Below are 22174 nucleotides of genomic sequence, written 5' to 3'. Positions count from 1 at the left end.
AAAAGTAAAGTGCATATATTGATATGGCTAATATGCAAAAAAATGAAACCTCTTTTTTAACCGGACTTAAACAAAAAATTTTCAAAAGCGTTCTGTTTTTCTACATACGAATTTCAGCAAACAGCAGGCTAAAACCAAGAAAAAAACTGCGTTTTGAAACGGATATTGTAGGACATTGCAATATAAACTGCAAATGCTGCAATCATTTTTCGCCCCTTGTTGACAAAGATTTCGTAAAGCCCGAAGACTTTGAAAAGGATTTCGCGCGGCTGTCCTTCCTTGCAGGAAGAAACAACGAAAATATTGACATAATGGGCGGAGAACCGTTATTACATCCTGAAATAGCAAAACTGCTTGAAATTGCAAGAAAATATTTTGACGGTCCGATTAACATAGTAACAAACGGCCTTTTGTTGGAAAAAATGGACGCCGTCTTTTGGGAATCATGTAAAAAAAATAACATTCGTATAATACTGTCAAGTTATCCGATAAAATTGAATTATAAAAAAATAAAAGAATTGGCTAAAAAATACTCGGTGAAGCTCACAATACGAATGCAATTTATGAACAAACACCAGTGGTGCAGACTTCCTAAGGATATGGAAGGCTTGCAAGATATAACAGATAACATAAACTTATGCCTTGTAGTAAATTTTTGCATATTTCTAAAAGACGGAAAACTGTCTACCTGCTGCCTTCCATTAGTAATTGACAGATTTAACAAATATTTTAATAAAATCATACAGGTATCTGAAGATGATTTTATTGATATACATAAAGCTGAAAATATTGAAGAGATTTATAAATTTTTATGCAAACCGATGCCGTTTTGCCGTTACTGTAAAATACGGGCTTGGGAGGTAGGCATTGAATGGGGCGTGTCAAAAAAAGAGATTTCAGAATGGTTTGATTAAAAAAATAATGATGATTGACCATGTAACGCGTATTACATGACGGATCCCAATTTTTGATGGATACAAGTCATAATACCGTCTTTTTTTTCGTTCCATAAGTGCATTGCGCCGCCGAGGCAATTTTTATAATCTTTGCATTTAAGGCATATCCCAGTTTTTGTCCAGCTTCTGTCGCGCATTATTTTAAAGCGGTTGTTCCATACGTCAATAAAATTATCACGATAAATATTTCCCTGTATAAAGTCCCTGTTAATGTTGGGACAGGCCGATATGGAACCGTCTATAAGTACGGACGCTATCTGTATGCCAGCGCGGCAGAAAAAATACGTGTCGCGGGCTTCCAACTCGTAATCGCCAAGCCATGCTTCGCAGCTGAATGTCACCGCCATGCGTTTATCGGCGCGCGAACTTACAATAAAATCCATGAGCTGTTTTAACAGCGGCGGCGTTAGCTGCAATAAACCGTTGTCCGCCGCCCTGCCGATTGGCGAAATTGTAAACAGCCGCCATGCTTTAACTTTACGCGCAATTAAAAATTCCCTAAGCTTTTCAAGCTCGTCAATATTTTTTTGATTCACGCAGGTAACTACGTCGTAATTCAGACGGTCACAAGCGGTAATTAATTCCAACGCTTTTACCGCTCTGGAAAAACTTTTTTCATTATTACGCAGCCAGTTGTGGGCATGCTCCACTCCGTCAAGACTTAATGTCAGAGAACTCATGCCCGCATTAAGCAGCCTGCCGTGAATATCAGGCGTGTAATCGTACCCGTTAGTCACTATCCCCCAGCGGAATCCGTTTTCACGCAGTCTTCTGCCGCACTCCGGCAAATCTTTCCGCAGGATTGGCTCTCCGCCAGTTATCGCCACCGTTATTGCGTCCGGCTTACATACGTCTTTCAAGGGCAGAATCGCATTTAAAAAATCATCAAAAGGCATATCGGGAAATTTGGAATCTTCTACGCAGTCGGAACCGCAATGGAGGCATTTTAAACTGCAACGCCTTGTACACTCCCAAAAGAGATACGTCAGCTCGTGCAAGGCGGTTTCGTTTTTTATAAAACTTCGGGAAATAAAACGGGAAAAATTATTTCTCATCTAATTGAATTTGCAAAGTCGTATCGGTATCGCTCAATGTAATTGTCTTTTTCAGCGTTTTATAAGAACCATTATCGGCCCCGTCAACATCCTCGAATCGCAATTCATATGATTCAAGCCGTGGCGCGAAAAGATTGAAAATACCCTCTTCATTTGTATAACGGTCTGGCGATAAATTTGTAACCGAAACTTTTATCCCCTGAATGGGATTATTCGTTTTTGAGCTGACTGCCCCGCTAATATAAACATTATTATCATTATCCATAGGCATCCCATAACATGCCTGAAACAAAATCGAAACGGTTGCCGCTCCCAATCCCTGATAAATTCTCCGTAAAACCCTGCGGCTTTTCTCTGACAATTTAACCATAATCGGCCTCCTAAATATAATATAACACATTTTTGCTAATCGCACAACAACTTTTTTAACGCTTGTACCCAGATAGATTGAAAAATATTAAAATAGTAGAAAAAAAGAAAAATAAAACGTATTGTTTAATAACAGAAAATAAAATAGTTAATTAATATTTATTTTTTGAATAAAGTTAGATTAAAAAGGAGTGACTTATAATGAAAAAATCAATCCCGACATCAAATAAATTTTGCCCTCAATCATTGTTTCTGTATGGTACTTATAAAGCAGACAATACTCCGAATTTCGGGTTATTTGGCTGGTTAAGTTATTATTGGGACAAAGAAGTGGGCGTAATGGCTTGTATCGGAGAAAATAAATTAACATTAGACCTGATACGGAAGAATAAAGTTTTTTCCGCTAATCTTGTTACGGAAGAAATACTGCCCATCGCGGATTATTTCGGCAATAAATCAGGCTATGACATTGACAAAATGAACGTTGAAATTGAAACGGAAAAAGGTCAAGTTCTTAATGTTCCTGTTTTTTCAAAAAGTCCCTTTGTTTTTGAATTAGAAGTCGATCAATCCGTAATATTTAAAAACAGTGAAGTGTTTTTTTGCAAAATAAGAAACGCGCTTGCCGATGAATTTTTACGCGACGAATCATTAAGCGTTGAAAACCGAATAAAGAAAATTAGTCCCGTTCATACACTAACGGGAAAATATTTTTCATGGGACGGAAATGAAATTTGCAATTGGGGAAAAGCGATGAAGGGTATTAAATAATTGACAGTAATGTTATAAACCGTTTTTGTCTAGCAGATGAATTTATTGGAAAAGATTTCTCACAAAGAGCACGAAGGAAGAGAAGAACACGAAGAGTGACATTCGCATTAGTATCATTATTTATTATGTTTTCTTTTCATAAATTGGGCGAGTATTTCGGCAACTTGATTTGTCATTGCTATCATATCCTGTACAACCGTAAAACGCCTCATCCTTTTTTATTTTCACAATCATATAACCATCAGCACATTTATTACATTTATAAATATCATGCAAATGTGATTTGTTGTTTGTCATAAAATCACATACTTCAGGCTCGTTAGTACAAAGATAAAGATTTAAGCCGTAATTTTTATTAAATTCATATTTAAGAGGATAATTACATACCGGGCAACGCAGTTTGAATATATCGACTGTTTCCATATTTACATTTTCGGAGTGTGAAATTTTATAATCATTTATTAATTCAATAAGAAAACGTGACGGTTTTTTCTGCGGTGTAAGAATGTAAACTTTGTTTTTTGTGCGGGTAAGCGCAACATAAAAAAGCCTTCGTTCTTCCGCAAAAGGCATGGAAGTATCTTCAAAGCGTACAAGCTTCATAATAGGATCGTCTTCCAATTGGCATGGGAAACCGAATTTTCCTTCAAACATATTCAATATAACTACATTATCAAAACCAAGCCCTTTTGCGCTGTGAGCAGTCATAAATGTAATATTTGCATTGGGAAACTTTTCAGTTTTAATTCGGTTTCCTGGTAATTCAGAGAATTTGCCAGTCCTACAAATTTTATAGCTGTCATAATTATAACGCCCAATAAGCAGAATAGATGTCTTTTGTCCGTATTCATTAATAATACTTTCAATTGTTTTTTCGGCTGCTTCCGCCATTGCATAATCAGGCTTAAATGTATCGTCAAATTCTGTAAGAATAATTGGGTTGGCAATATGTTTTGGTGATATTAGTCTTTTCTTAATTTGTGAAATGTTTTTCTGTACAAACCCTCCGGCAATATCAATTAATTCCTGTGAATTTCGGTAAGTATGAGTTATTTTCATTTCCACACCGCTTCCCATAAGCTCTAAAAAACGAGTAAACAAACCTATTTCAGAGCCTGCAAACGCAAATATGGATTGCCAATCATCACCGACAGCAACAACTTTTGCTTTTGTTATTTCGCTTAACCGTTTTGTCAAATTAAAACGTTGGCGTGCAATATCTTGAAATTCATCAATGATAATGTATTTATAAGGCATTTCTAGTTGTTGTCGCTCTATTTCTGCAAGATAAAAATGTGCAAAGTTTATCATATCTTCAAAATCAATACGATTTTGTTCTTCAAGCCGCTTTTGATAATAATTATAAATTGGTTCTACTATTTCTAAAAATAAATGTGTGCGAGGATTATCTGTTTTTTCCTTTAATGTCTTAAATCCTCCTGCAGCATAACCGCATGTTTTGAATTGTGCAATAAATTTTAACAAAAACTCTATCATTTTGAAAATATATTTATCTTTGCTAGTATCAACAATTTTTCTATATACTTCCTGAAAATTTCGTTCTTTGAGTATAAATCCCTCTTTAACGAGTATTTCTTTCAAATGTTCGGATAACGGACGTTTATCCTTATACCACGCCCATGTCTCTAACAAAGTTGTTCCCATAAGACGGTGAAGTTTGATTTTATCTTTTATAGCAGATGAGTATTTTTTTATTTCTTTATGTGTAAGAACACTGCTGTAACCGCTCTCACTGATAGCATAATGTTCTAAATATGCGCTATGTTCTCCCTGACTAATGATAAAGTCTGGCGTATATTTTTTTCTTGCGCCATTGATAGGGTGAGGATAAACAGGCTCATATTCATAATCCAGTCCGTTAAGATACAGAAAATTGGCGATTTGCACTTCCTGTATAGAACGAAGATATTCTCCTGTTAATGTTTTCAAACCACGTTCTCGTTGTGTGGAAACTTTTTTTATATAATCTCCTGCCCCGCTTTTTATTGTTTCATAATCTTGTGCTGCTTTAGATAAATGAAATTGATTAAGGTTGTCATATTTCATTATATCAGCAGGCAAGTCAAAATGATAACCAAAAAATAATAAAACTTTTCTCAACAATTTTTTATCATTAAATATTTCCTTTTCCAACATTTCCCGAATAATATTAAAAGCGGAATAATTTACCTCAGGCGGAGTATCACTAAACTTTCGGACTATATCATAGGCAAATTTGTGAAAAGTACAGATTTTTGCCGGAATACAAAGTTTATTATTAATACGTTCTATTAATTCGTCTATAGCTTTATTGGTATATGAAATTACGATGATGTCCTCAGGGCGAATTTGTTTTTTCTCTACCAAATATTTTACTTTTGCAGCCATTGTGGTTGTTTTTCCAGCTCCTGCACCTGCTACTAAAAGACAATAATCATCATCCGCTACAACCGCTCTTCGTTGTTCTTCATCAAGTGTGATATTCGGATCGATGTCTTTCAATAAATTGTCAAAATAGCTTTTATTCTGTTCTACAATATGATCGATATATTGGGCATTATGGCTTTCTGCGTCTTGATCCAACGTTTCGTAACGACACATAAAAGAGTTGAGAGTTTCTATATCTATCGAAAAACGTGGAGCATTTTCCTTACAGTAATCATAAGCAGCTTTTACGGAAAGCTGTTCAGCCCATTCTTGAAAAGACGATTTCAGGTTTGTTAATTCACGTGCCGTTATATAATGACTAGCTCCAAAAAAAGTCTGATAACTATGCTCAAAAGAAATTAAGTCATTACGAAGGATTGATAAATCAAGCGATGAGTTGGCAGTGGTAGTAACCTTACCTTTTTTTGCAGATATGCCAAAATGCTTTGCAGGTAAGCCGCAATGAGGGCAACTCTCTGCTCGATCTGATATTTCTTTGTTACATTCTGGGCATAAAATTAACGACATAAGTCTTCTCTTATATAAAGTTATTAATAATTATATAAATATTATCATATTTCAAATAATTTAACTTTACAAGCTAACTAAAATATCTATACAATTATATATAGACAGGAGTTACTGTATTTACATGGACAAGAAAAATATGGTTAAAATTTCCAAAACCGGATATAATGGCAAAAATTGCGGAAAGTTTTGATGTAGAACTTTATGAACTATTCAAACCCGATATTGTGCCTTATGACAATAAACCATTAATAAACAGCCTTTCAAAAGATGTAATAAAAAAGGTAAATCAAGCCGTTAAAGAAGTTTTTACACAGTATTTAAAATAAGCGTTTATTTTGTTTGTATATTTTATTTGACAAATCAATAAAATATCTATACAATTGTATAGCAGAACCTCAATAACTATAACGATTTTGGTAAAGAAGAGAGAGGTAATGGAGAATTTAGTTAATCTAAATTTTAATTATGGCGAATTCGCCACAATTAAAAAAATGGATTTTAAACCACTCGAATTCGAGGGGTTTAGAAAGCAAGCAGGTTTGAATGCTTTTGTAATATTCGCCATAATTTAATATGAGATAAGGAGGTATAATGTCTCACACAACAGAAACCTACATCACCGAAATAAAACAAATCATCATCTCCGCCAGAAACAAAGCCCACACCGCCATTAACTCCGCAATGATAGAAGCCTATTGGCTTATCGGAAAAAGGATTGTCGAAGAAGAACAAAACGGCAAACAACGGGCGGAATATGGTAAAGAAGTAATAAAAACACTCTCCGAAGAACTTCAAAACGAGTTTGGACAAGGTTTTGCGGAGCGCTGTCTTCGTGAATACAGGCAATTTTATTTGAATTTTATGGATTTTGAATTTGGCGCACACTGTGCGCCAAATCTGACATGGTCTCATTACAGGCTGATTATGAGGCTTACCGATAAAAATGCCGTAAAATACTACCTTGCCAAGGCTTCCGAAAACAACTGGTCTGTCAGAACTCTAGACAGAAACATTTCCACTCTTTATTATCAGCGTTTGCTATCCTCGCAGAACAAAGAAATCGTCATAGCGGAAATGAAGGAAAAAACAGCGGATTTTCAGGATAGGCTGGAATTCATCAAAAATCCCACAGTCCTCGAATTTCTCGGTCTTCCGGCTAATTTCGGTTATATTGAAGCAGAACTTGAAAAAGCTATCATTGATCATATTCAGCGTTTTCTTCTTGAATTGGGAAAGGGGTTTGCCTTTGTATCCAGGCAACAGCTTATAAAGACAGAAACGGCGGAATTTTATATCGACTTGGTATTCTACAATTTTATTTTGAAGTGTTTTGTACTTATCGAACTTAAAACAAATAAAATCACACATCAAGATATAGGACAGCTTGATATGTATGTTCGTATGTTTGACGACATGAAAAAACGTGAGGGCGATAATCCGACCATCGGCATATTGCTTTGTACCGAGACAGATAAAACCATAGCGCGATATTCTGTTCTTAATGAAAACAAACAGTTATTTGCCGCAAAATATATGCCATATCTGCCAACCGAGGAAGAATTGATAACTGAAATTGAACGGCAAAAGGAAATATTAAAAATTCAATTTAACAACGATAAAGATAACTCGGACGATTTATGAAATAATTAAAAAAACCCTACTCCCCTTCATCCTGCCCCCCAAGCCCGTAATCCGCGAGCTTGCGAAGAAGCGTCTTCCTGCCAATCTCCAAAGTTTCCGCGGTTTTACTTTTATTTCCTTTGCAGTGAGAAAGAGTGTCGCGAATAATAATTTTTTCGCACTCCGCCATGTTAGAGCCTAGCCTTATGTTAATCCAACCGTCATCTTCCGCGTTACGGAAAGCGGGGGGAAGGTCGCCCACGTTAATAGCGTTTGACTGGCACATAACAACGGCGCTTTCCATGCAGTTTCGCAATTCGCGGATATTGCCAGGCCAATCGTAACCGTACAGGCGGGCGCGGGCTTTTTCGTTTATCCCTTCAATTTTTTTGCCGTTTTCAAGGGCGAATTCTTTTAGGAAAGCCGCGGCTAACAGGGGAATGTCGTCTTTTCTTTCACGTAACGGCGGGACGTTGATGTTTACCACGTTTAAGCGAAAGTATAGATCTTCACGGAAGTTTCCCTTTTCTATTTCCGCTTTTAAATCTTTATTGGTGGCGGTAATAATCCGCACGTCAATTTCTACTGTTTGCTCCCCCCCTACCCTTTCAAATTTTTTCTCCTGTAGGACGCGCAGTAATTTAATTTGAATGTTTTGGTCTATCTCGCCTATCTCATCCAAAAAAAGAGTCCCGCCTGAGGCAAGTTCAAATCTTCCCTTGCGCTGGGAAACAGCGCCGGTATACGCGCCTTTTTCATGGCCAAAAAGTTCGCTTTCAAGTAACGAGGGGGCTAGGGCGGCGCAATGAACCTTAACAAGCGGCTGATCTTTTCGCGGGGAAAGATCGTGTATCGCGTCGGCTACCAACTCTTTTCCTACGCCGGATTCGCCGGTTATTAATATTGACGCTTTTGTGGGAGCGGCTTTATTGATCAAATCAAAAACATCGCGCATATTGCGCGAGTTGCCAATGATTGAGTTAAATTGTTTTTTGCGTTCAATTTCCTCTTCCATTCTGCGGTGTTGAAAAAATAGCTCACGGTTGTCAAGAGCGCGTTTTACTTTTAAGGAAAGATGGTCTAAATCTACGGGCTTTGTAAGGAAGTCCCACGCGCCGTCTCTCATTGCGGCGACGGCGTTTTCCACCGTGCCGTGTCCTGTTAAAACAATGACTGGAAAACCGGGAGCTTGCGCGAGTATTCTTTTTAACAGTTCGTCGCCGCTTAAACCCGGCATTTTAAGGTCTGTTATTACAAGGTCGATGTCTCCGTCGCAAAAACGTTTCCAGCCTTCGTCGCCGTTTTCAGAGCACACAACGTCATAGCCGTCTTCCTGCAAAGATTCGGCAAGCCCGTTGCGGATATTTTTTTCATCGTCAATTACTAGCAGACGGAATTTCATGATTTTCCTCCGTTATATGCAATAAGCCGCGTGTCTTTTTGCGGCACCGGCAGAATTATTCTAAACTCAGCCCCTGTCCCAGGGGACGAATCCACAGTTATCTCACCCTGATGTTCCCTGATAATTTTATACACCTGCGTAAGTCCAAGCCCCGTACCCGCTTCCCTCGTCGTAAAATACGGCTCAAAAATTTTCGCAATATCTTCCTTGCTTATGCCGATACCGGTATCGCAAAGCGATATTCTTATTTCATTATCGGCAAATTTTGTGGCTACGGTAAAAACCCCGCCTTTTGGCATCGCCGCCTGCGCGTTTTTTATTAGGTTAAGCAGCGCCTGTTTCATATACCGCTCGTCAAATAATATTTTTGGCAGATTCTCGTCAAGCTCAAGCATACAGACTATATTTGACTGTTTCATCTCGAACTTTACAAACTCCATAAGCTGCGCGATTAATTCGTTAATGTCGCCTTCGCGCAATTCAAGATTCATCGGGCGCACGGCAAACAAAAAATCTACTACAATTCGGTTAAGCCTGTCAATTTCTTCTTTAATAACAGAAAAATATTTATCCGTTTTCTTTTCAGAAGCTTCGCTTTTTTTAGCCAGCGCTTTTTGCAAAAGTTGAAGATGTATCGAAATTGACCCAAGCGGGTTTTTAATCTCATGGGCAACGCCCGCCGCTAAAGTGGTAAGGCTTGCAAGATTTTCCGCCCTTCTAAGACGCGCCTCTCCCCTTCTCTTTTCCGTAATATCTTCTATATAAATTAGAGTCCCTGCAATTTTTTTGTTGTGAACAAGGGGGACGACATTTACGGAATACAACCTTCTGCGCTCCTGTTGGTCTATTTCTATCTCCTTATCAATTATTTTTTCGCGGTTGGCGATTATGTCCTTAAAAGTTTCAATAAATTGATCGTCTAATATGGCGTCTTCTAACTTGACTCCTTCGATGTAGTTAATAGAAATCATTCTAAGGGCGCATTTATTCGCCAATACAAGATTATCCTTGTTATCACAGACAAGAATGCCCATGTCTATTGAATCAAGAACGTTTCCAAGCAGGTCGATTTCTTCCACGGCGGAAATTAATAGCTCTTTGCGCTGTTCCGAGTTGAGCTTGTTTACTTTTTTTAAGGCGCGCCTGAAAAAATCAACCATAACGCCCTCTTACCGCCCCCGTCTTTAATTTATATAAAAGATTTTCAAGCGTAATAGCCGCGTTTATATTAAGCACGTCTACGGAAGTCACAGCTTCACTTACATATTTTTTGATTAAATCGTTATACGCTATATATTCAGGAGCATTCGCGCAGCGCAAACAATCGCCTATTAATTCAAGGGTGAGATTCATAAAACGGGAAAATGAAACTTCTTCAAAGTTTTTACTTTGAGTCAGTATTGTTTTTACAATAGCGCTGTTTTTTGAATAACGCTCAAGCCCGGCAGTTTCAGCAACCGGCGCGTACTTTTCACCTAACGCTATTAAAAAAGCGGGAGTATGCCCCTTGTTTTTCGCGTAAACGGAAGCCGTCCGCGCGAAAGAAACAATAAACCACGCGGCAAGCGGATACAATTTTTCCGTACTCTGCGGAAGAAATGAATCAAGGTATGAGGCAAGAATTGAGCCTTTTTGATTGGCGTAATTTAGCTCCGATTTTTCCTGAAAAACACGCCTAATCACTTCTTTTTCGCTCTCCGCGCTCCGTTTTAAGAAGCGGTACGGGCGCAGGCGGGATAAAATTGTCTGCATTATAGCCTCGCGCCTCCCGGCGGTAAGCACAATGCTGACGGTAGGAGGCGGCTCTTCAAGGAGTTTTAATAGCGAATTACGCGCGTCATCCCTCATAATTTCAGCGTTTTCTATTATCAGCGTTTTGCGCTTGCCGTTAGGCGCTAACCTGCACCAGTATGTGGCGCTTCGTATGTGGCTTATAGGAATGCCGTTAATTCCTTCGCTTTCAAGGGCAAGCGCGTCTTTTACAAGTGAAGCGCAGAGTTTATTATTGGCGGCCTCTGTAACAGTTTCAGCATTAATCAATAAAAGCTCATTAAGTCCTTCATCGAGAGACAATAAATTTGAGGATACTGCCTTTGCGGTCTTTGAATCATTTTCCATTAAAACGGGAGAAAAGCGCATTTGTAATTTTCTAAGAGACCTAAAAAATAAAAGTTTAGTCGCGTTTGACGTATTCTTCAGGAAAGCCTTTTGACACGCGAGTATTTCAGGGGAGAAAGGCCGCTCGCCCAATATTAAAAGATCGTCATGCTGTAAAAACCTGTGCCTTTCACAAGAAGAACATTTGCATTTCCATGAAGCGTCCGTTTCGCAGGAGAGAACGCGCGCCAATTCAATCGCGGCGCTGCCTTTTCCGCTGCACGACGGGCCAAAAAACAACATGCTGGGAGCGTCGCGCTTTGAGAGAATATCGCCGCGCAATTGAATAACCGCGCTCTGTTCAATAATATTCTCAAACACTTAAAATTTTCTCCTTTACGGCAATTAAGGGCAGTATTATCCTAGCGAAAAAACTATTCTCCAGCAATGAGCTTGCGTCAAAAAGCGGCTGTATCTTTATCAGTAAAAGAATTAATCCTATCAGTACTATGCTTTCCACCAAACCAAAAATCAATCCAAGAAAACGGTCTACGCCGGAAAGTCTTACGCTGTTAACTATATTGACCAGCGTTTTTTCTATTATTTTTACGACTAAAAAAACAATTATAAACAGAATAACAAACGCGGCAATCTCAGGAATGACTTTTAATTCAGGCCAGAAATGATTTCTTAAAAACACGCCGCCGTTTTTATGGAAAAATAACGCGGCAAGAAGCCCCAGCACCACCGCCGCCATGGATAATATTTCGCTTAAAAAGCCTTTCAGATAACAGCGGATCATAAAAAGCGCTATTAATCCTATAAAGATAAAATCAATCGCTGAAAAATTCATTTCTCACCTCCAAAACGCCGCGCAATATCATCCGCAAGAACGCGGGCGATAATTAAAGCGCCGTCCCGCTCGCCTATTTTTGCGGAAGCCTCAGACATACTTTTTCTTTTTTCCCCATCTTGCGCGAAAGAATTAACCGCGTTTATCAGCGCCCACGGCGTTGTTTTTTCACCTAACACCTGCGCGGCTCCCGCTTTTTGAAAATATTCGGCGTTCTGCACTTGATCTCCCCTTGTGCCGGCTCCCCTTAACGGGATTAACAGCATCGGCTTTCCAACTGTTGCCCACTCCCAAATGCCCGCGCCGCTTCTTCCCATAACAAGTTCAGCCGCCGCCATTACGTGGGGCATTTCATCTTTAATGTACGGAAAAGGTTTGTACCTCTTGCTTGCCGGTACGTCCCATGTAAGGTTCGGGCCTGTTTGATGTACGACGGTGTAAATTTGCGTCAGTTCCGGCAAAACAACGCGGATAAGTTCGTTAATTTCAACCGCCCCCTGACTGCCGCCAAGGACAAGAAGAATCCGCTCATCATCTTTATCAACGCCTAAAAAAGCCCTGCCCTTCGCGGCGTCCGCGTTATGAAAAACGCTCCGCACGGGATTGCCGCTAACCGTTATGTGATCATGTAATGGTTTGGGTAAAAAACGCCCAGTTTCTTCGTAAGCTGTAAATATTCGCCCCTTTGTACGCGCCGCAAAACGGGCGTTAATTTTAGTCGCAAGACCGGGGCTGAAGTCCGATTCATGGGTAAAAACTTTTATTCCCAAAGACGCGGCAGCCGCGCATGGCGGCACGCTTACAAAACCGCCTTTGGAAAACAATAAATTGGTTTTTTGTTTTTTTAATATTTTACGCGCAGCAAAAAAGCCGCCGATAACTTTAAAAAAATCAACAAATGTCCTAAGTGAAAAATAACGCCTTAATTTTCCTGAAGGGATACGGAAGAATTTAATACCCGCTTCTTCCACAAGAGAGCGGTCAAGCTGAGCGGAGGAACCAATCCAAAACAACTGAAACTCACGCCCGGAAAGCAGTTTTTTTAACTCTGCCGCGACCGCGAGAGCCGGGTAAATATGCCCTCCCGTCCCTCCGCCAGTAAACGCGATACTTACCATAAGAGGAGTATATAGTAGATAGTGGATAGTGGATAGTGGGGGAGGAGGAAGTTATTAGTGGATAGTGAGCAGTGAGAAGTGAGTAGTGAGCAGTGAGAAGTGAGCAGTGAGAAGTGAGAAGTGAGAAGTGAGAAGTGTTATTGTTCGTAAGATCAGCTTATTACTTTCACGCTAAGATAACGAACAAATCTCACTGCTCACTGCTCACTGTTCACTTCTCACTTCTCACTTCTCACTTCTCACTTCTTAACCAGCTCCGCTACGCTAGTAACTAACCCCGCTAAATTCTGTATCTCAGAGGGGATAATAATTTTCGTTGCCTGGCCATCGGCTACTTTTTGAAGGGTCTCCAGGCTTTTCAGTTTTATCAGGGGATCGTCGGCGTTTACGCTCTTTATCATGTTTAGGCCGTCGGCGGTCGCTTTCTGCACGTTAAGGATCGCCTGCGCTTCTCCTTCGGCTTCGCGGATGGCGGCTTCTTTCGCGGCTTCCGCCTGCAAAATAACTGCGGCTTTTTCCGCCTCGGCTTTTAAAATCGCCGACGCTTTCTGGCCTTCGGCGACAAGAATGGCAGACTGTTTTTCGCCTTCGGCTCTCAGGATCGATTCCCTTCTTTCGCGCTCGGCTCTCATCTGCTTTTCCATCGCTTCTTGAATACTCCTGGGCGGGGCGATGTTTTTTACTTCCACGCGGTTTACCTTGATGCCCCAGGGGTCTGTAGCTTCATCAAGCACAGTTCGCATACGCGTATTGATCATGTCTCTGCTTGTAAGAGTTTCGTCTAACTCCAGCTCTCCTATGATGTTACGCAATGTGGTGCTGGTAAGATTTTCAATGGCGCTCATGGGGTTAATAACGCCATAAGCGAACAGCTTTGGATCCGTTATCTGCATATAAATTACGGTGTCGATCATCATGGTGACATTGTCTTTTGTAATTACAGGCTGGGGGGCGAAATCGGCTACCGTTCCGGCTGTTTACGACGGTTTGGGCAGGTAATAGGGCAATGCGTAGCATTGACCCCTGCCCAAACTGTGGCGGAACAAAACCGTGCAGAGGGCGAAGCCCGAACACGGTTTTGTGTAGCCCGAGCCGCCCAACGGGCGGCGAAGCGTAAACAGACCTGTTATATGCCGTTAAATCCGCATTTATTATGGTTTTAATATTCCATAAATAATTTTTGCCTCATCCTCTCCCTTGCTATTATCTGCAAACCTAAATGACAATTTGGGAAATTCTAAAAAATCAGTCAATATATCTAAACGCCATTCATAATGTTGAATTGAATCTGTATCTACTGAAGTGTCTGAATATTGCGTATAATGAAAATCAAATATTATACCTCTGTCCATTCCACCTGAAGTATAGGCAGAACCAGTTGTCGTTGTACCAAGATGTACATGCTCTAATAATACATCTTTTATATTTTCTTTTGAGTATAGAACCATTTCTCCAGATTTTAAATCTATACAAGTACAACCCAATTTTGAATAAAATAAAAAGCCCCAATTATCAAATTCAAAGGCCCTAAAACCATTTAAGTATTTTGTATGTATATTACGAAATACACCTTCCAAATAATTTTGATATTCTTGGTCTTCAGTTAATGGTTGTTTTTCTGGTGCGTTATTTCGATATTTTTTTATTATTGGACTTGTTTTTATTATTAATAAAATAAAGCCAGAGAACAATAAAATTGTGAATATTATAAACAAAGCGATGTGAAATTTAAAATAAAGTATAAGCCCTACAATAACAAGTGCAATAAAAGCAGAAATTCTCGCGAATTTAATATAACCTTCAATTTTTTCTTTTTTATTCCAATTTTTTGTATCTTCCAAAAGTTTTTGCTTTTCATTTGAATCGTCAAATTTTGGAATACCTGTAAAATTATAAAAATTAATTAATGCAGGCAATTTTAGTGAAGCAAATTGACCTTCTGCAACTGTAATTTCTAAACCATTTTCTGACATACCATCTCTCCATCTTTATTGAAAATTGCTAAAATTATATTTTATTTTTATACTATTGTCAAGTAAATTATAAAATGTTTTCGGATTTAATGGCATATAACTGCTCTTTAAGCGAAACCTTGCTCGCGATACGGTCAAGGAACGGCAATTTTACATGAATGCCGGTACTCCACGTGTCGTTGTACGCGCCAAGCCGCTCAATTACAAACGCGTTGGATTGGGATACAATCCTGACATTAGAAATGATTAATATTAAAACAAACGCTGATATTAAAATAATTGACCACATAATATACTCCTTTATAATTATTTTTCTGTTATTGGTGATTTATCATCTAACGGTGAATCATCACTTTTTTCATTACTACAAGGTTTAACAATCGCGTGAACGCCCTCAATTCGCACTACTTCGCACTTGCTTCCTTCCTCTAAGGTGGAGCCGTCTTCCGTTTTAGCCGTCCAAATTTGACCGTTCAATTTAACCTCTCCCCTGTCAAATTCGGTAATTTTTTTTGTTACAAGGGCGGATTTTCCCGCCAAACTGTCAACATTGGTCTTTTCCCTGCCGATTTTCAGCTTTTTTACCGCTATCGGGCGGGTAAAAAAGAGCAAAATTGCCGAAATTGCAAGAAAAATCATTACCTGATAAACCAACGGTATGTGCAAGAAGGACAGAAAAACCATGACAAGGGCAGCAATCGCAAACCAAATTGTTGTAAGGCCTAAGGTAAACACCTCGATAACGGCGCATAATACTGTGAGGAAAACCCAAAACCAGTGGGGAGGAACAAAGCCTATATCAAAAAGCATAGTTAATTTTAGCCTAAACCCAGGCAAATGTCAATGACTCGTGACTCTTTCATTGCTAATTGCTCACTGCTCAATGCTCACTGCTTCCCCACTTCTCGAATAATTCCCATGTTTTCATGCAAATTCCCTTGACAAATGCCAAAAAAAACATGACAATAATTGTAAGGTTTATAATTTACGCCAAAATATGTCAAAATAAAGGAAAATAAAGGAGTGACTAATGAAAATCAAAATTAAATTAAGCATCATGATGATCGCCATTGTGTTGGTCGTAGCGGGAGGCATTGCCATAATTGAATTGGTAAAGTCATCCAATATAACCATGAATCTTGCCAAGCAGAAAACAATGTATCTGGCACGGCAACGCGCGCAGTACTGGGATGGCCGTATAGGCGGTTATATAGAAGTATTGCAAACATTATCGTATGTGATGAATTTTTATGAAAACATAGATGTAAACACCAGGCGGCAGACGTATGAGGACACGTTACAGTCTGTTTTTGAGGATATGCCCGATTTTGTACGGCTAACCACCATTTGGAAGCCTAACGCCATTGACGGCAATGACGCGCGTTACATAGGCAGGGAAGGCTCAACAGCGACCGGACAATTCGCTTTTACGCTGACAAGAGAAACCGGTGAGATAAAAGTTATGGCCAGCTCAGTCGTTCAGGAGACAATGGCATGGATAACAGGACCAAACGCCAAATTAGTCGCGATGAGCGATCCCTCCCCTTTTAAGAATCAAGGAAAAGATACCTTTGCCGTCAGAATCACTTGCCCCATTTTAAACAAGCGCATTAATGATGTTGTAGGAGCCGTAATCTGTCAGTTGGACATCGCCATGATACAACCCAGGATAGAGCAGACTATCAAAGATTATGATGAAGTTACCTCTATAGTTATTTATTCCGACAACGGGTTTATTATGGCAAATTACCTGCCTGAGTTTATTGGAAAGAAAATTGACGAGGAAACGCAATACGGCAAATACTTAAACGAAGTCAAAGAGGCTATTAAAAACGCGAAAGAATGGCAAGGTATGGCTTACGACCCGGAACTGAAATCAAACATGGTAATGGCAGTCGCCAATATTCCAATAGGCGTTTCTCCGACAACATGGTCTGTAATGGTCGGGTCAACTCAATCTTACATCCTTAGGGAAGTCAACGCTTTAAGAAATTTCGTCATTATTATGGCGGCGATAGCCATTATTGTGGCGGTTGTAATTATCTACCTTGTTCTGAGCAGCACTACCGCCCCGATAGTCAAGGTATCTGATACCCTCAAGGACATCTCCGAAGGCGAAGGCGATCTGACGCGGACAATCCCAGTCGGCTCCAAAGACGAGGTAGGCGACCTTGCCGATTACTTTAACAAAACAATTCAAAAAATCAAAAATCTGGTGCTTCTAATTAAAAAGCAGGCGGGCGTGCTGTCAGATATTGGCACCGCCCTGTCCAGCAATATGACCGAGACCGCCGCGGCAATCAACGAGATTACCTCCAACATCCAGAGCATCAAAGGGCGCGTCATTAATCAGAGCGCCAGCGTAACCGAAACAAACGCTACAATGGAACAGGTTATCACCAACATCAACAAACTCAACGCCGAAGTGGAAAAACAGAGCCAAAATATTTCCCAGGCGTCGTCTGCCGTAGAGGAAATGGTGGCAAATATCAATTCAGTTACCGGTACGCTTATTAACAACGCGACTAATGTTAATACGTTAAAAGAAGCCTCCGAAGTAGGGCGCGCCGGATTGCAGGAAGTGGCGACAGACATTCAGGAAATATCCCGCGAATCAGAGGGTTTGTTGGAAATTAACTCGGTAATGGAAAATATCGCAAGCCAGACCAACCTGCTTTCGATGAACGCCGCCATCGAAGCCGCGCACGCGGGCGAGGCGGGCAAGGGCTTTGCTGTAGTCGCCGATGAAATCCGCAAACTGGCTGAAAGCTCCAGCGAGCAGTCCAAGACGATTGGCACGGTACTTAAGAAAATAGCGGATTCTATCAAAAAAATTACAAGCTCCACCGATAACGTGCTTAAAAGGTTCGAGGCTATTGACACGGGCGTTAAGACCGTTTCCCAACAGGAAGAAAATATCCGCAACGCGATGGAAGAGCAGGGGCAGGGAAGCAAACAGCTTTTGCAAAGTACGGGCAGTTTAAAAGAAATAACCTTGCAGGTAAAAGGCGGCAGCGAAGAAATGCTTGACGGCAGCCAGGAGGTCATGAAAGAAAGCCAAAACCTTGAAAGGGTAACGCAGGAAATAACAGGCGGCATGAACGAGATGGCTACCGGCGCGGAGCAGATTAATTTAGCGGTAAACAATGTAAATGATATGACACAAAAGAACCGTGAAGCCATTAACGATTTACTAAAGGAAGTTTCGCGCTTCAAGGTGGAGTAATCCTAAGATATGGAAATTAAAGGGGCGGCAAAACATAATTATATGTGTTTTGTTGCCCTTTTTTATTTATTTTTGTACAGTTTTCCTATATAAATAACCAAAATTAATATAATTTATTTTTTCTTGACGATTATTATAAAAGCATTCTAAAATTATTATATACGAGAAAAGAGAGGAAAGAAATGAAAATAAAAATCAAACTGAGCCTAATTGTTATAGCAATTATAGTTGTCATTATAACGGCAGTTGCGGTATTACTATTACAACAGGCATCCAACACAAGCATTAGTTTAAGCAAGCGAGGTATTGATAATCTTGCCAGTCAACGCGCCGCATACTGGCAAGGCAGAGAAGACGGGCTTTACCGGGTTATTCGCACGCTTGCAAATATAATGGGCGATTATGAAAGTGATCCGGTGGCACAAAGGCGAGATATGTATGACAGCATGATGAAGTCCGTTACTGCGGCGGAAACTACCATATATCAGGTCTACACCGTTTGGAAACCGAACGCCGTTGACGGAATGGATGATAGAATGATAGGCAGGCCTGGATCAACTCCCACCGGGCAATACGCCGTAGCGTTTCGCCAGGAAAACGGGCAGACAAATACGACAGTTACCAGCGACGTAAACGACGCCATGGCGTACTTAAACGGTCCCAACGCGACTAAAGACAGGTACGAACACCCTGTTGCGAGAAATATAAACGGAAAAGACACATGGTATTTCAGGTTAATGGTTCCCATCATAAATTCCCGCACCAAGGAAGTTGTGGGAGGCGTGGGCGCTCTTTGCGTAATAGACGCAATACAGCCGACGATAGATAATACCATAAAAACACGAGAAGAAATTTCGGCGATTTCAATTTACTCAAGCAACGGATTTATATTAGCGAGTTATGTGCCGGAGCGCGTAGGAAAACAACTGCTCGATGTAGACGTTATATACGGCAATAATATTCAGGCTGCCAATAAAGCCGTTCAAAACGGCGATGTTTATAGTTGTTCAAGTTACTCGCCGGCTTTGAAGACAGAAGTAGAAATTATCATAGAGTCTTTCCCGTTGGGCAATTCGGGTAAGACATGGAGCATAATGATCGCGGCAACTGAATCTTACATTTTAAAAGAAGTAAATGAGATGACCATGTTTACGGTTATTATCGCGGCGATAGCCATTGTAATAGCGGCGGTAATCGTATACTTTACCCTTAACAGCACTACCGCCCCAATCGTTAAAGTAGCCGAAACGCTCAAAGACATCTCCGAGGGCGAAGGCGACTTAACGCGCAACATAAACGTTACATCCAAAGACGAAGTAGGCGACCTTGCCAAGTACTTCAATAAAACTCTGGAAAAAATTAAAAATCTTGTTTTAGTCATCAAGAGAGAGGCGACAAGCCTGAGCAACATCGGCAATGATCTTGCCAGTAATATGACGGAAACCGCGGCGGCGGTAAACGAAATCACGGCTAATATTCAAAGCATAAAGGGGCGCGTCATTAACCAGAGCGCGAGCGTTACCGAAACCAATGCCACCATGGAACAGGTTATCACCAACATCAACAAACTCAACGGCCATGTGGAAAACCAGAGCAGTAATATATCTCAGGCTTCATCGGCCATTGAACAGATGGTGGCCAATATCAATTCGGTGACGCAGACCTTAGTTAAAAATACCGATAATGTAAAAGCGTTAAAAGACGCCTCGGAAGCCGGACACGGCGGATTGCAGGAAGTGGCGACAGACATTCAGGAAATAGCGCGGGAATCAGAAGGGCTTATGGAGATTAACGCGGTAATGGAAAACATCGCCAGCCAGACCAATTTGCTTTCGATGAACGCCGCTATTGAAGCCGCCCACGCCGGTGAGGCGGGCAAGGGCTTTGCTGTTGTCGCCGATGAAATTCGCAAATTGGCGGAGAGTTCCAGCGAACAGTCCAAGACTATCGGCAATGTCTTGAAAAAGATAAAAAGTTCCATTGACCTAATAACCACTTCAACCGAAAACGTGCTTAATAAATTCAAGGCAATTGACTCAAGCGTTAAAACGGTATCTGATCAGGAAGAAAATATCCGTAACGCGATGGAAGAACAGGGGACGGGAAGCAAACAAATTCTAGAAGGCATTGGCAATATTAACTCAATCACGCGGCAGGTAAAAGGCGGCAGCGAGGAGATGCTTGAGGGCAGCAAGGAAGTTATACGTGAAAGCCAAAATCTTGAAAAAGTATCGCAAGAAATATCCTCCGGCATGAATGAGATGGCTTCAGGCGCGGAACAGATAAACACTGCAGTACATCAAGTAAACGAGATAAGCAATAAGAACCGCGAAGGAATTAATACTCTCATGCGCGAAGTGTCTCGCTTCAAGGTGGAATAATGAAATCAATTTTTATTGTAGATGACAGCGATACAAGCCTGTTATTGGCAAAAGAAGCGCTGAAAGAACACTACAGAGTTTTAACTATGTCATCCGCCGCAAAGCTGTTTAAACTTTTGGAAAAATTTATTCCGGATTTAATCCTGCTGGATATTGAAATGCCGGAAATGGACGGCTTTGAAACGATACAAAAATTAAAATCCAACAATTACTACAAGGACGTTCCCGTCATATTTTTAACCAACTACAGGGAAGACTCCATTGAAAGCTTCGGCTTTGAACTTGGCGTTGTTGACTTTATCTCAAAGCCGTTTTCAACGCCAGTGCTGGTCAACCGCATTAAAACGCAGCTTGACATTGATTCTCTTATCCGCGACAGGACTGATAGGATCAAACGTCTGCAAAACGGCATCATGACGGTTTTGGCTAATGTTGTGGAGGAACGCGACAGGGACACTGAAGGGCATAACGACCGTATAGCGGCGTATATAAAAATACTTATAGAAGCGATGCTGGAACTAGGAGTTTACGCCGATGAAATACGCAACTGGAACATAGAAAAGGTCGTTTTTTCTTCCCGTTTGCACGATATGGGAAAAATAAAAATAGTGGACACGATTTTAAATAAACCCGGCAAATTGAACGATGATGAATATGAGCAGATGAAAGCCCACACCGAAGAAGGCGTGAAGATAATCGAAAGGATGATAGAACAAACCGGCGAAGAAGAATTATTAAGCAACGCCAAATTATACGCCGAATACCACCATGAGCACTGGGACGGCACCGGTTATCCGCACGGGCTTAAGGGGACTGACATACCTTTACATGGACGAATTATGGCGGTTGTGGACGCATATGACGCGCTTATGTCCAAACGCGCCTATAAAGAAGCTAATACGGAAGAAGAAGCGGCAAAAATCATTTTAGCGGAATCAGGCAGGCAGTTTGACCCAAAAATTGTTGAAGTATTTCTTGAAATACAGGCGAAATTTAAAGATGTAAGGGATTTTACATATAATATTTAACTAAGTACAACAATATTTAAATGTCTTTTATTCATGATTTATATATTAAATTCTGTAAAAAGATATAAATTCAAAAAATGTAATAATTGCATTTTTTTCTTGACAAAACATACAAAATATGGTAAAATAGCTAAAATGAGATTAAAAAACACCTATATATCCCAAGAGCCAGATTTTACAGTAACTCCTGAATATACTTCTCCCCCCCCCCTCTCCTCAATCCGCACACTCTAGAGCCGCATCCACCGACCTCTCCACCAAACACATATGACACCCCTAATAAACTAAAAAGTAAACAAAAAAACAAAGTGAAATAATGAAAATTAATACATAATAAAAAATAAAAACAAAAACAGAAATAAAAAAA

Annotated in this window: 18 protein-coding genes and 1 pseudogene; 7 read left to right on the top strand and 12 right to left on the bottom strand. The window is 40.3% G+C overall.

Translation table 11 applies throughout. The features are described from left to right. Positions 1–32 precede the first annotated feature (32 nt). Positions 33–914 (top strand): radical SAM protein, encoded by an 882-nt coding sequence (locus ACYVRA_RS04770; RefSeq protein ID WP_461251609.1) that lies wholly within the window; start codon positions 33–35, stop codon positions 912–914. 32 nt (positions 915–946) lie between these two features. Here the strand turns inward: ACYVRA_RS04770 and ACYVRA_RS04765 are convergent, their stop codons facing one another. After that, positions 947–2011, bottom strand: a complete 1065-nt coding sequence (locus ACYVRA_RS04765; protein ID WP_461251608.1) for a TIGR04133 family radical SAM/SPASM protein — start codon at positions 2009–2011, stop codon at positions 947–949. Then, positions 2001–2381 carry a radical SAM-associated putative lipoprotein gene (locus ACYVRA_RS04760; protein WP_461251607.1) on the bottom strand — a complete coding sequence of 127 codons (381 nt, stop codon included), beginning with the start codon at positions 2379–2381 and terminating at the stop codon, positions 2001–2003. Before ACYVRA_RS04760 ends, ACYVRA_RS04765 begins: the two co-directional genes overlap by 11 nt. 200 nt (positions 2382–2581) lie before the next feature. Here ACYVRA_RS04760 and ACYVRA_RS04755 point away from each other — a divergent pair, with 200 nt between their 5' ends. After that, positions 2582–3151 carry a flavin reductase family protein gene (locus ACYVRA_RS04755; protein ID WP_461251606.1) on the top strand — a complete coding sequence of 190 codons (570 nt, stop codon included), beginning with the start codon at positions 2582–2584 and terminating at the stop codon, positions 3149–3151. A 123-nt stretch (positions 3152–3274) separates the two neighbouring features. Here ACYVRA_RS04755 and ACYVRA_RS04750 read toward each other — a convergent pair whose 3' ends face one another. After that, positions 3275–6106: a UvrD-helicase domain-containing protein gene (locus ACYVRA_RS04750; protein ID WP_461251605.1), complete on the bottom strand. Its 2832-nt coding sequence runs from the start codon at positions 6104–6106 to the stop codon at positions 3275–3277. A gap of 167 nt (positions 6107–6273) precedes the next feature. On the opposite strand from ACYVRA_RS04750, the gene ACYVRA_RS04745 reads away from it, so the two are divergent. Both ACYVRA_RS04745 and ACYVRA_RS04740 read left to right on the top strand, forming a co-directional pair. Further along, complete coding sequence (locus ACYVRA_RS04745; protein ID WP_461251604.1) at positions 6274–6435, top strand: hypothetical protein; 162 nt, start codon at positions 6274–6276, stop codon at positions 6433–6435. 265 nt (positions 6436–6700) lie between these two features. Further along, complete coding sequence (locus ACYVRA_RS04740) at positions 6701–7750, top strand: PDDEXK nuclease domain-containing protein (protein WP_461251603.1); 1050 nt, start codon at positions 6701–6703, stop codon at positions 7748–7750. A 16-nt stretch (positions 7751–7766) separates the two neighbouring features. On the opposite strand, the gene ACYVRA_RS04735 is transcribed toward ACYVRA_RS04740, so the two are convergent. From ACYVRA_RS04735 to ACYVRA_RS04695, 9 genes and pseudogenes are all read right to left on the bottom strand, one after another. Then, the gene (locus tag ACYVRA_RS04735; RefSeq protein ID WP_461251602.1) at positions 7767–9131 is read right to left on the bottom strand and encodes a sigma-54-dependent transcriptional regulator; all 1365 of its coding nucleotides are present in this window, start codon (positions 9129–9131) and stop codon (positions 7767–7769) included. Beyond that, positions 9128–10291 carry a two-component system sensor histidine kinase NtrB gene (locus ACYVRA_RS04730; protein ID WP_461251601.1) on the bottom strand — a complete coding sequence of 388 codons (1164 nt, stop codon included), beginning with the start codon at positions 10289–10291 and terminating at the stop codon, positions 9128–9130. The genes ACYVRA_RS04735 and ACYVRA_RS04730 overlap by 4 nt, the downstream gene beginning before the upstream one ends. Next, a complete protein-coding gene (locus ACYVRA_RS04725; protein ID WP_461251600.1) occupies positions 10284–11609 on the bottom strand; it encodes a DNA polymerase III in 1326 nt (441 codons plus the stop codon). The genes ACYVRA_RS04730 and ACYVRA_RS04725 overlap by 8 nt, the downstream gene beginning before the upstream one ends. Beyond that, on the bottom strand, positions 11602–12081 hold the full coding sequence (locus ACYVRA_RS04720; RefSeq protein ID WP_461251599.1) for a CvpA family protein: 480 nt from the start codon (positions 12079–12081) through the stop codon (positions 11602–11604). Before ACYVRA_RS04720 ends, ACYVRA_RS04725 begins: the two co-directional genes overlap by 8 nt. Beyond that, positions 12078–13199 (bottom strand): undecaprenyldiphospho-muramoylpentapeptide beta-N-acetylglucosaminyltransferase, encoded by a 1122-nt coding sequence (gene murG, locus ACYVRA_RS04715; protein ID WP_461251598.1) that lies wholly within the window; start codon positions 13197–13199, stop codon positions 12078–12080. The genes ACYVRA_RS04720 and murG overlap by 4 nt, the downstream gene beginning before the upstream one ends. Positions 13200–13438: 239 nt before the next feature. Next, positions 13439–14164, bottom strand: a pseudogene (locus tag ACYVRA_RS04710) (SPFH domain-containing protein); the annotation flags it as partial. 186 nt (positions 14165–14350) lie between these two features. Then, positions 14351–15172 carry a hypothetical protein gene (locus ACYVRA_RS04705; protein WP_461251597.1) on the bottom strand — a complete coding sequence of 274 codons (822 nt, stop codon included), beginning with the start codon at positions 15170–15172 and terminating at the stop codon, positions 14351–14353. A 67-nt stretch (positions 15173–15239) separates the two neighbouring features. Beyond that, a complete protein-coding gene (locus tag ACYVRA_RS04700; protein WP_461251596.1) occupies positions 15240–15461 on the bottom strand; it encodes an SPFH domain-containing protein in 222 nt (73 codons plus the stop codon). A 17-nt stretch (positions 15462–15478) separates the two neighbouring features. Further along, positions 15479–15982: an NfeD family protein gene (locus tag ACYVRA_RS04695; protein WP_461251595.1), complete on the bottom strand. Its 504-nt coding sequence runs from the start codon at positions 15980–15982 to the stop codon at positions 15479–15481. Between the two features lie 220 nt (positions 15983–16202). On the opposite strand from ACYVRA_RS04695, the gene ACYVRA_RS04690 reads away from it, so the two are divergent. The 3 genes from ACYVRA_RS04690 (at position 16203) to ACYVRA_RS04680 (ending at position 21807) form a co-directional block, all read left to right on the top strand. Continuing rightward, a complete protein-coding gene (locus ACYVRA_RS04690; RefSeq protein WP_461251594.1) occupies positions 16203–18398 on the top strand; it encodes a methyl-accepting chemotaxis protein in 2196 nt (731 codons plus the stop codon). Between the two features lie 182 nt (positions 18399–18580). After that, on the top strand, positions 18581–20779 hold the full coding sequence (locus ACYVRA_RS04685) for a methyl-accepting chemotaxis protein (RefSeq protein ID WP_461251593.1): 2199 nt from the start codon (positions 18581–18583) through the stop codon (positions 20777–20779). Next, positions 20779–21807 (top strand): HD domain-containing phosphohydrolase, encoded by a 1029-nt coding sequence (locus tag ACYVRA_RS04680; protein ID WP_461251592.1) that lies wholly within the window; start codon positions 20779–20781, stop codon positions 21805–21807. The genes ACYVRA_RS04685 and ACYVRA_RS04680 overlap by 1 nt, the downstream gene beginning before the upstream one ends. Positions 21808–22174: the final 367 nt, after the last annotated feature.

It is taken from the genome of Treponema sp. R8-4-B8, from assembly GCF_054786175.1.
This window is presented reverse-complemented; position numbering and strand designations above follow the sequence as displayed.

Excerpts from the sequence above, each read along its gene's own strand:
- ACYVRA_RS04770 (WP_461251609.1), top strand. The coding sequence starts at position 33 with ATGCAAAAAAATGAAACCTCTTTTTTAACCGGACTTAAACAAAAAATT.
- ACYVRA_RS04765 (WP_461251608.1), bottom strand. The coding sequence starts at position 2,011 with ATGAGAAATAATTTTTCCCGTTTTATTTCCCGAAGTTTTATAAAAAAC.
- ACYVRA_RS04760 (WP_461251607.1), bottom strand. The coding sequence starts at position 2,381 with ATGGTTAAATTGTCAGAGAAAAGCCGCAGGGTTTTACGGAGAATTTAT.
- ACYVRA_RS04755 (WP_461251606.1), top strand. The coding sequence starts at position 2,582 with ATGAAAAAATCAATCCCGACATCAAATAAATTTTGCCCTCAATCATTG.
- ACYVRA_RS04750 (WP_461251605.1), bottom strand. The coding sequence starts at position 6,106 with ATGTCGTTAATTTTATGCCCAGAATGTAACAAAGAAATATCAGATCGA.
- ACYVRA_RS04745 (WP_461251604.1), top strand. The coding sequence starts at position 6,274 with ATGGCAAAAATTGCGGAAAGTTTTGATGTAGAACTTTATGAACTATTC.
- ACYVRA_RS04740 (WP_461251603.1), top strand. The coding sequence starts at position 6,701 with ATGTCTCACACAACAGAAACCTACATCACCGAAATAAAACAAATCATC.
- ACYVRA_RS04735 (WP_461251602.1), bottom strand. The coding sequence starts at position 9,131 with ATGAAATTCCGTCTGCTAGTAATTGACGATGAAAAAAATATCCGCAAC.
- ACYVRA_RS04730 (WP_461251601.1), bottom strand. The coding sequence starts at position 10,291 with ATGGTTGATTTTTTCAGGCGCGCCTTAAAAAAAGTAAACAAGCTCAAC.
- ACYVRA_RS04720 (WP_461251599.1), bottom strand. The coding sequence starts at position 12,081 with ATGAATTTTTCAGCGATTGATTTTATCTTTATAGGATTAATAGCGCTT.
- murG (WP_461251598.1), bottom strand. The coding sequence starts at position 13,199 with ATGGTAAGTATCGCGTTTACTGGCGGAGGGACGGGAGGGCATATTTAC.
- ACYVRA_RS04705 (WP_461251597.1), bottom strand. The coding sequence starts at position 15,172 with ATGTCAGAAAATGGTTTAGAAATTACAGTTGCAGAAGGTCAATTTGCT.
- ACYVRA_RS04700 (WP_461251596.1), bottom strand. The coding sequence starts at position 15,461 with ATGTGGTCAATTATTTTAATATCAGCGTTTGTTTTAATATTAATCATT.
- ACYVRA_RS04695 (WP_461251595.1), bottom strand. The coding sequence starts at position 15,982 with ATGCTTTTTGATATAGGCTTTGTTCCTCCCCACTGGTTTTGGGTTTTC.
- ACYVRA_RS04690 (WP_461251594.1), top strand. The coding sequence starts at position 16,203 with ATGAAAATCAAAATTAAATTAAGCATCATGATGATCGCCATTGTGTTG.
- ACYVRA_RS04685 (WP_461251593.1), top strand. The coding sequence starts at position 18,581 with ATGAAAATAAAAATCAAACTGAGCCTAATTGTTATAGCAATTATAGTT.
- ACYVRA_RS04680 (WP_461251592.1), top strand. The coding sequence starts at position 20,779 with ATGAAATCAATTTTTATTGTAGATGACAGCGATACAAGCCTGTTATTG.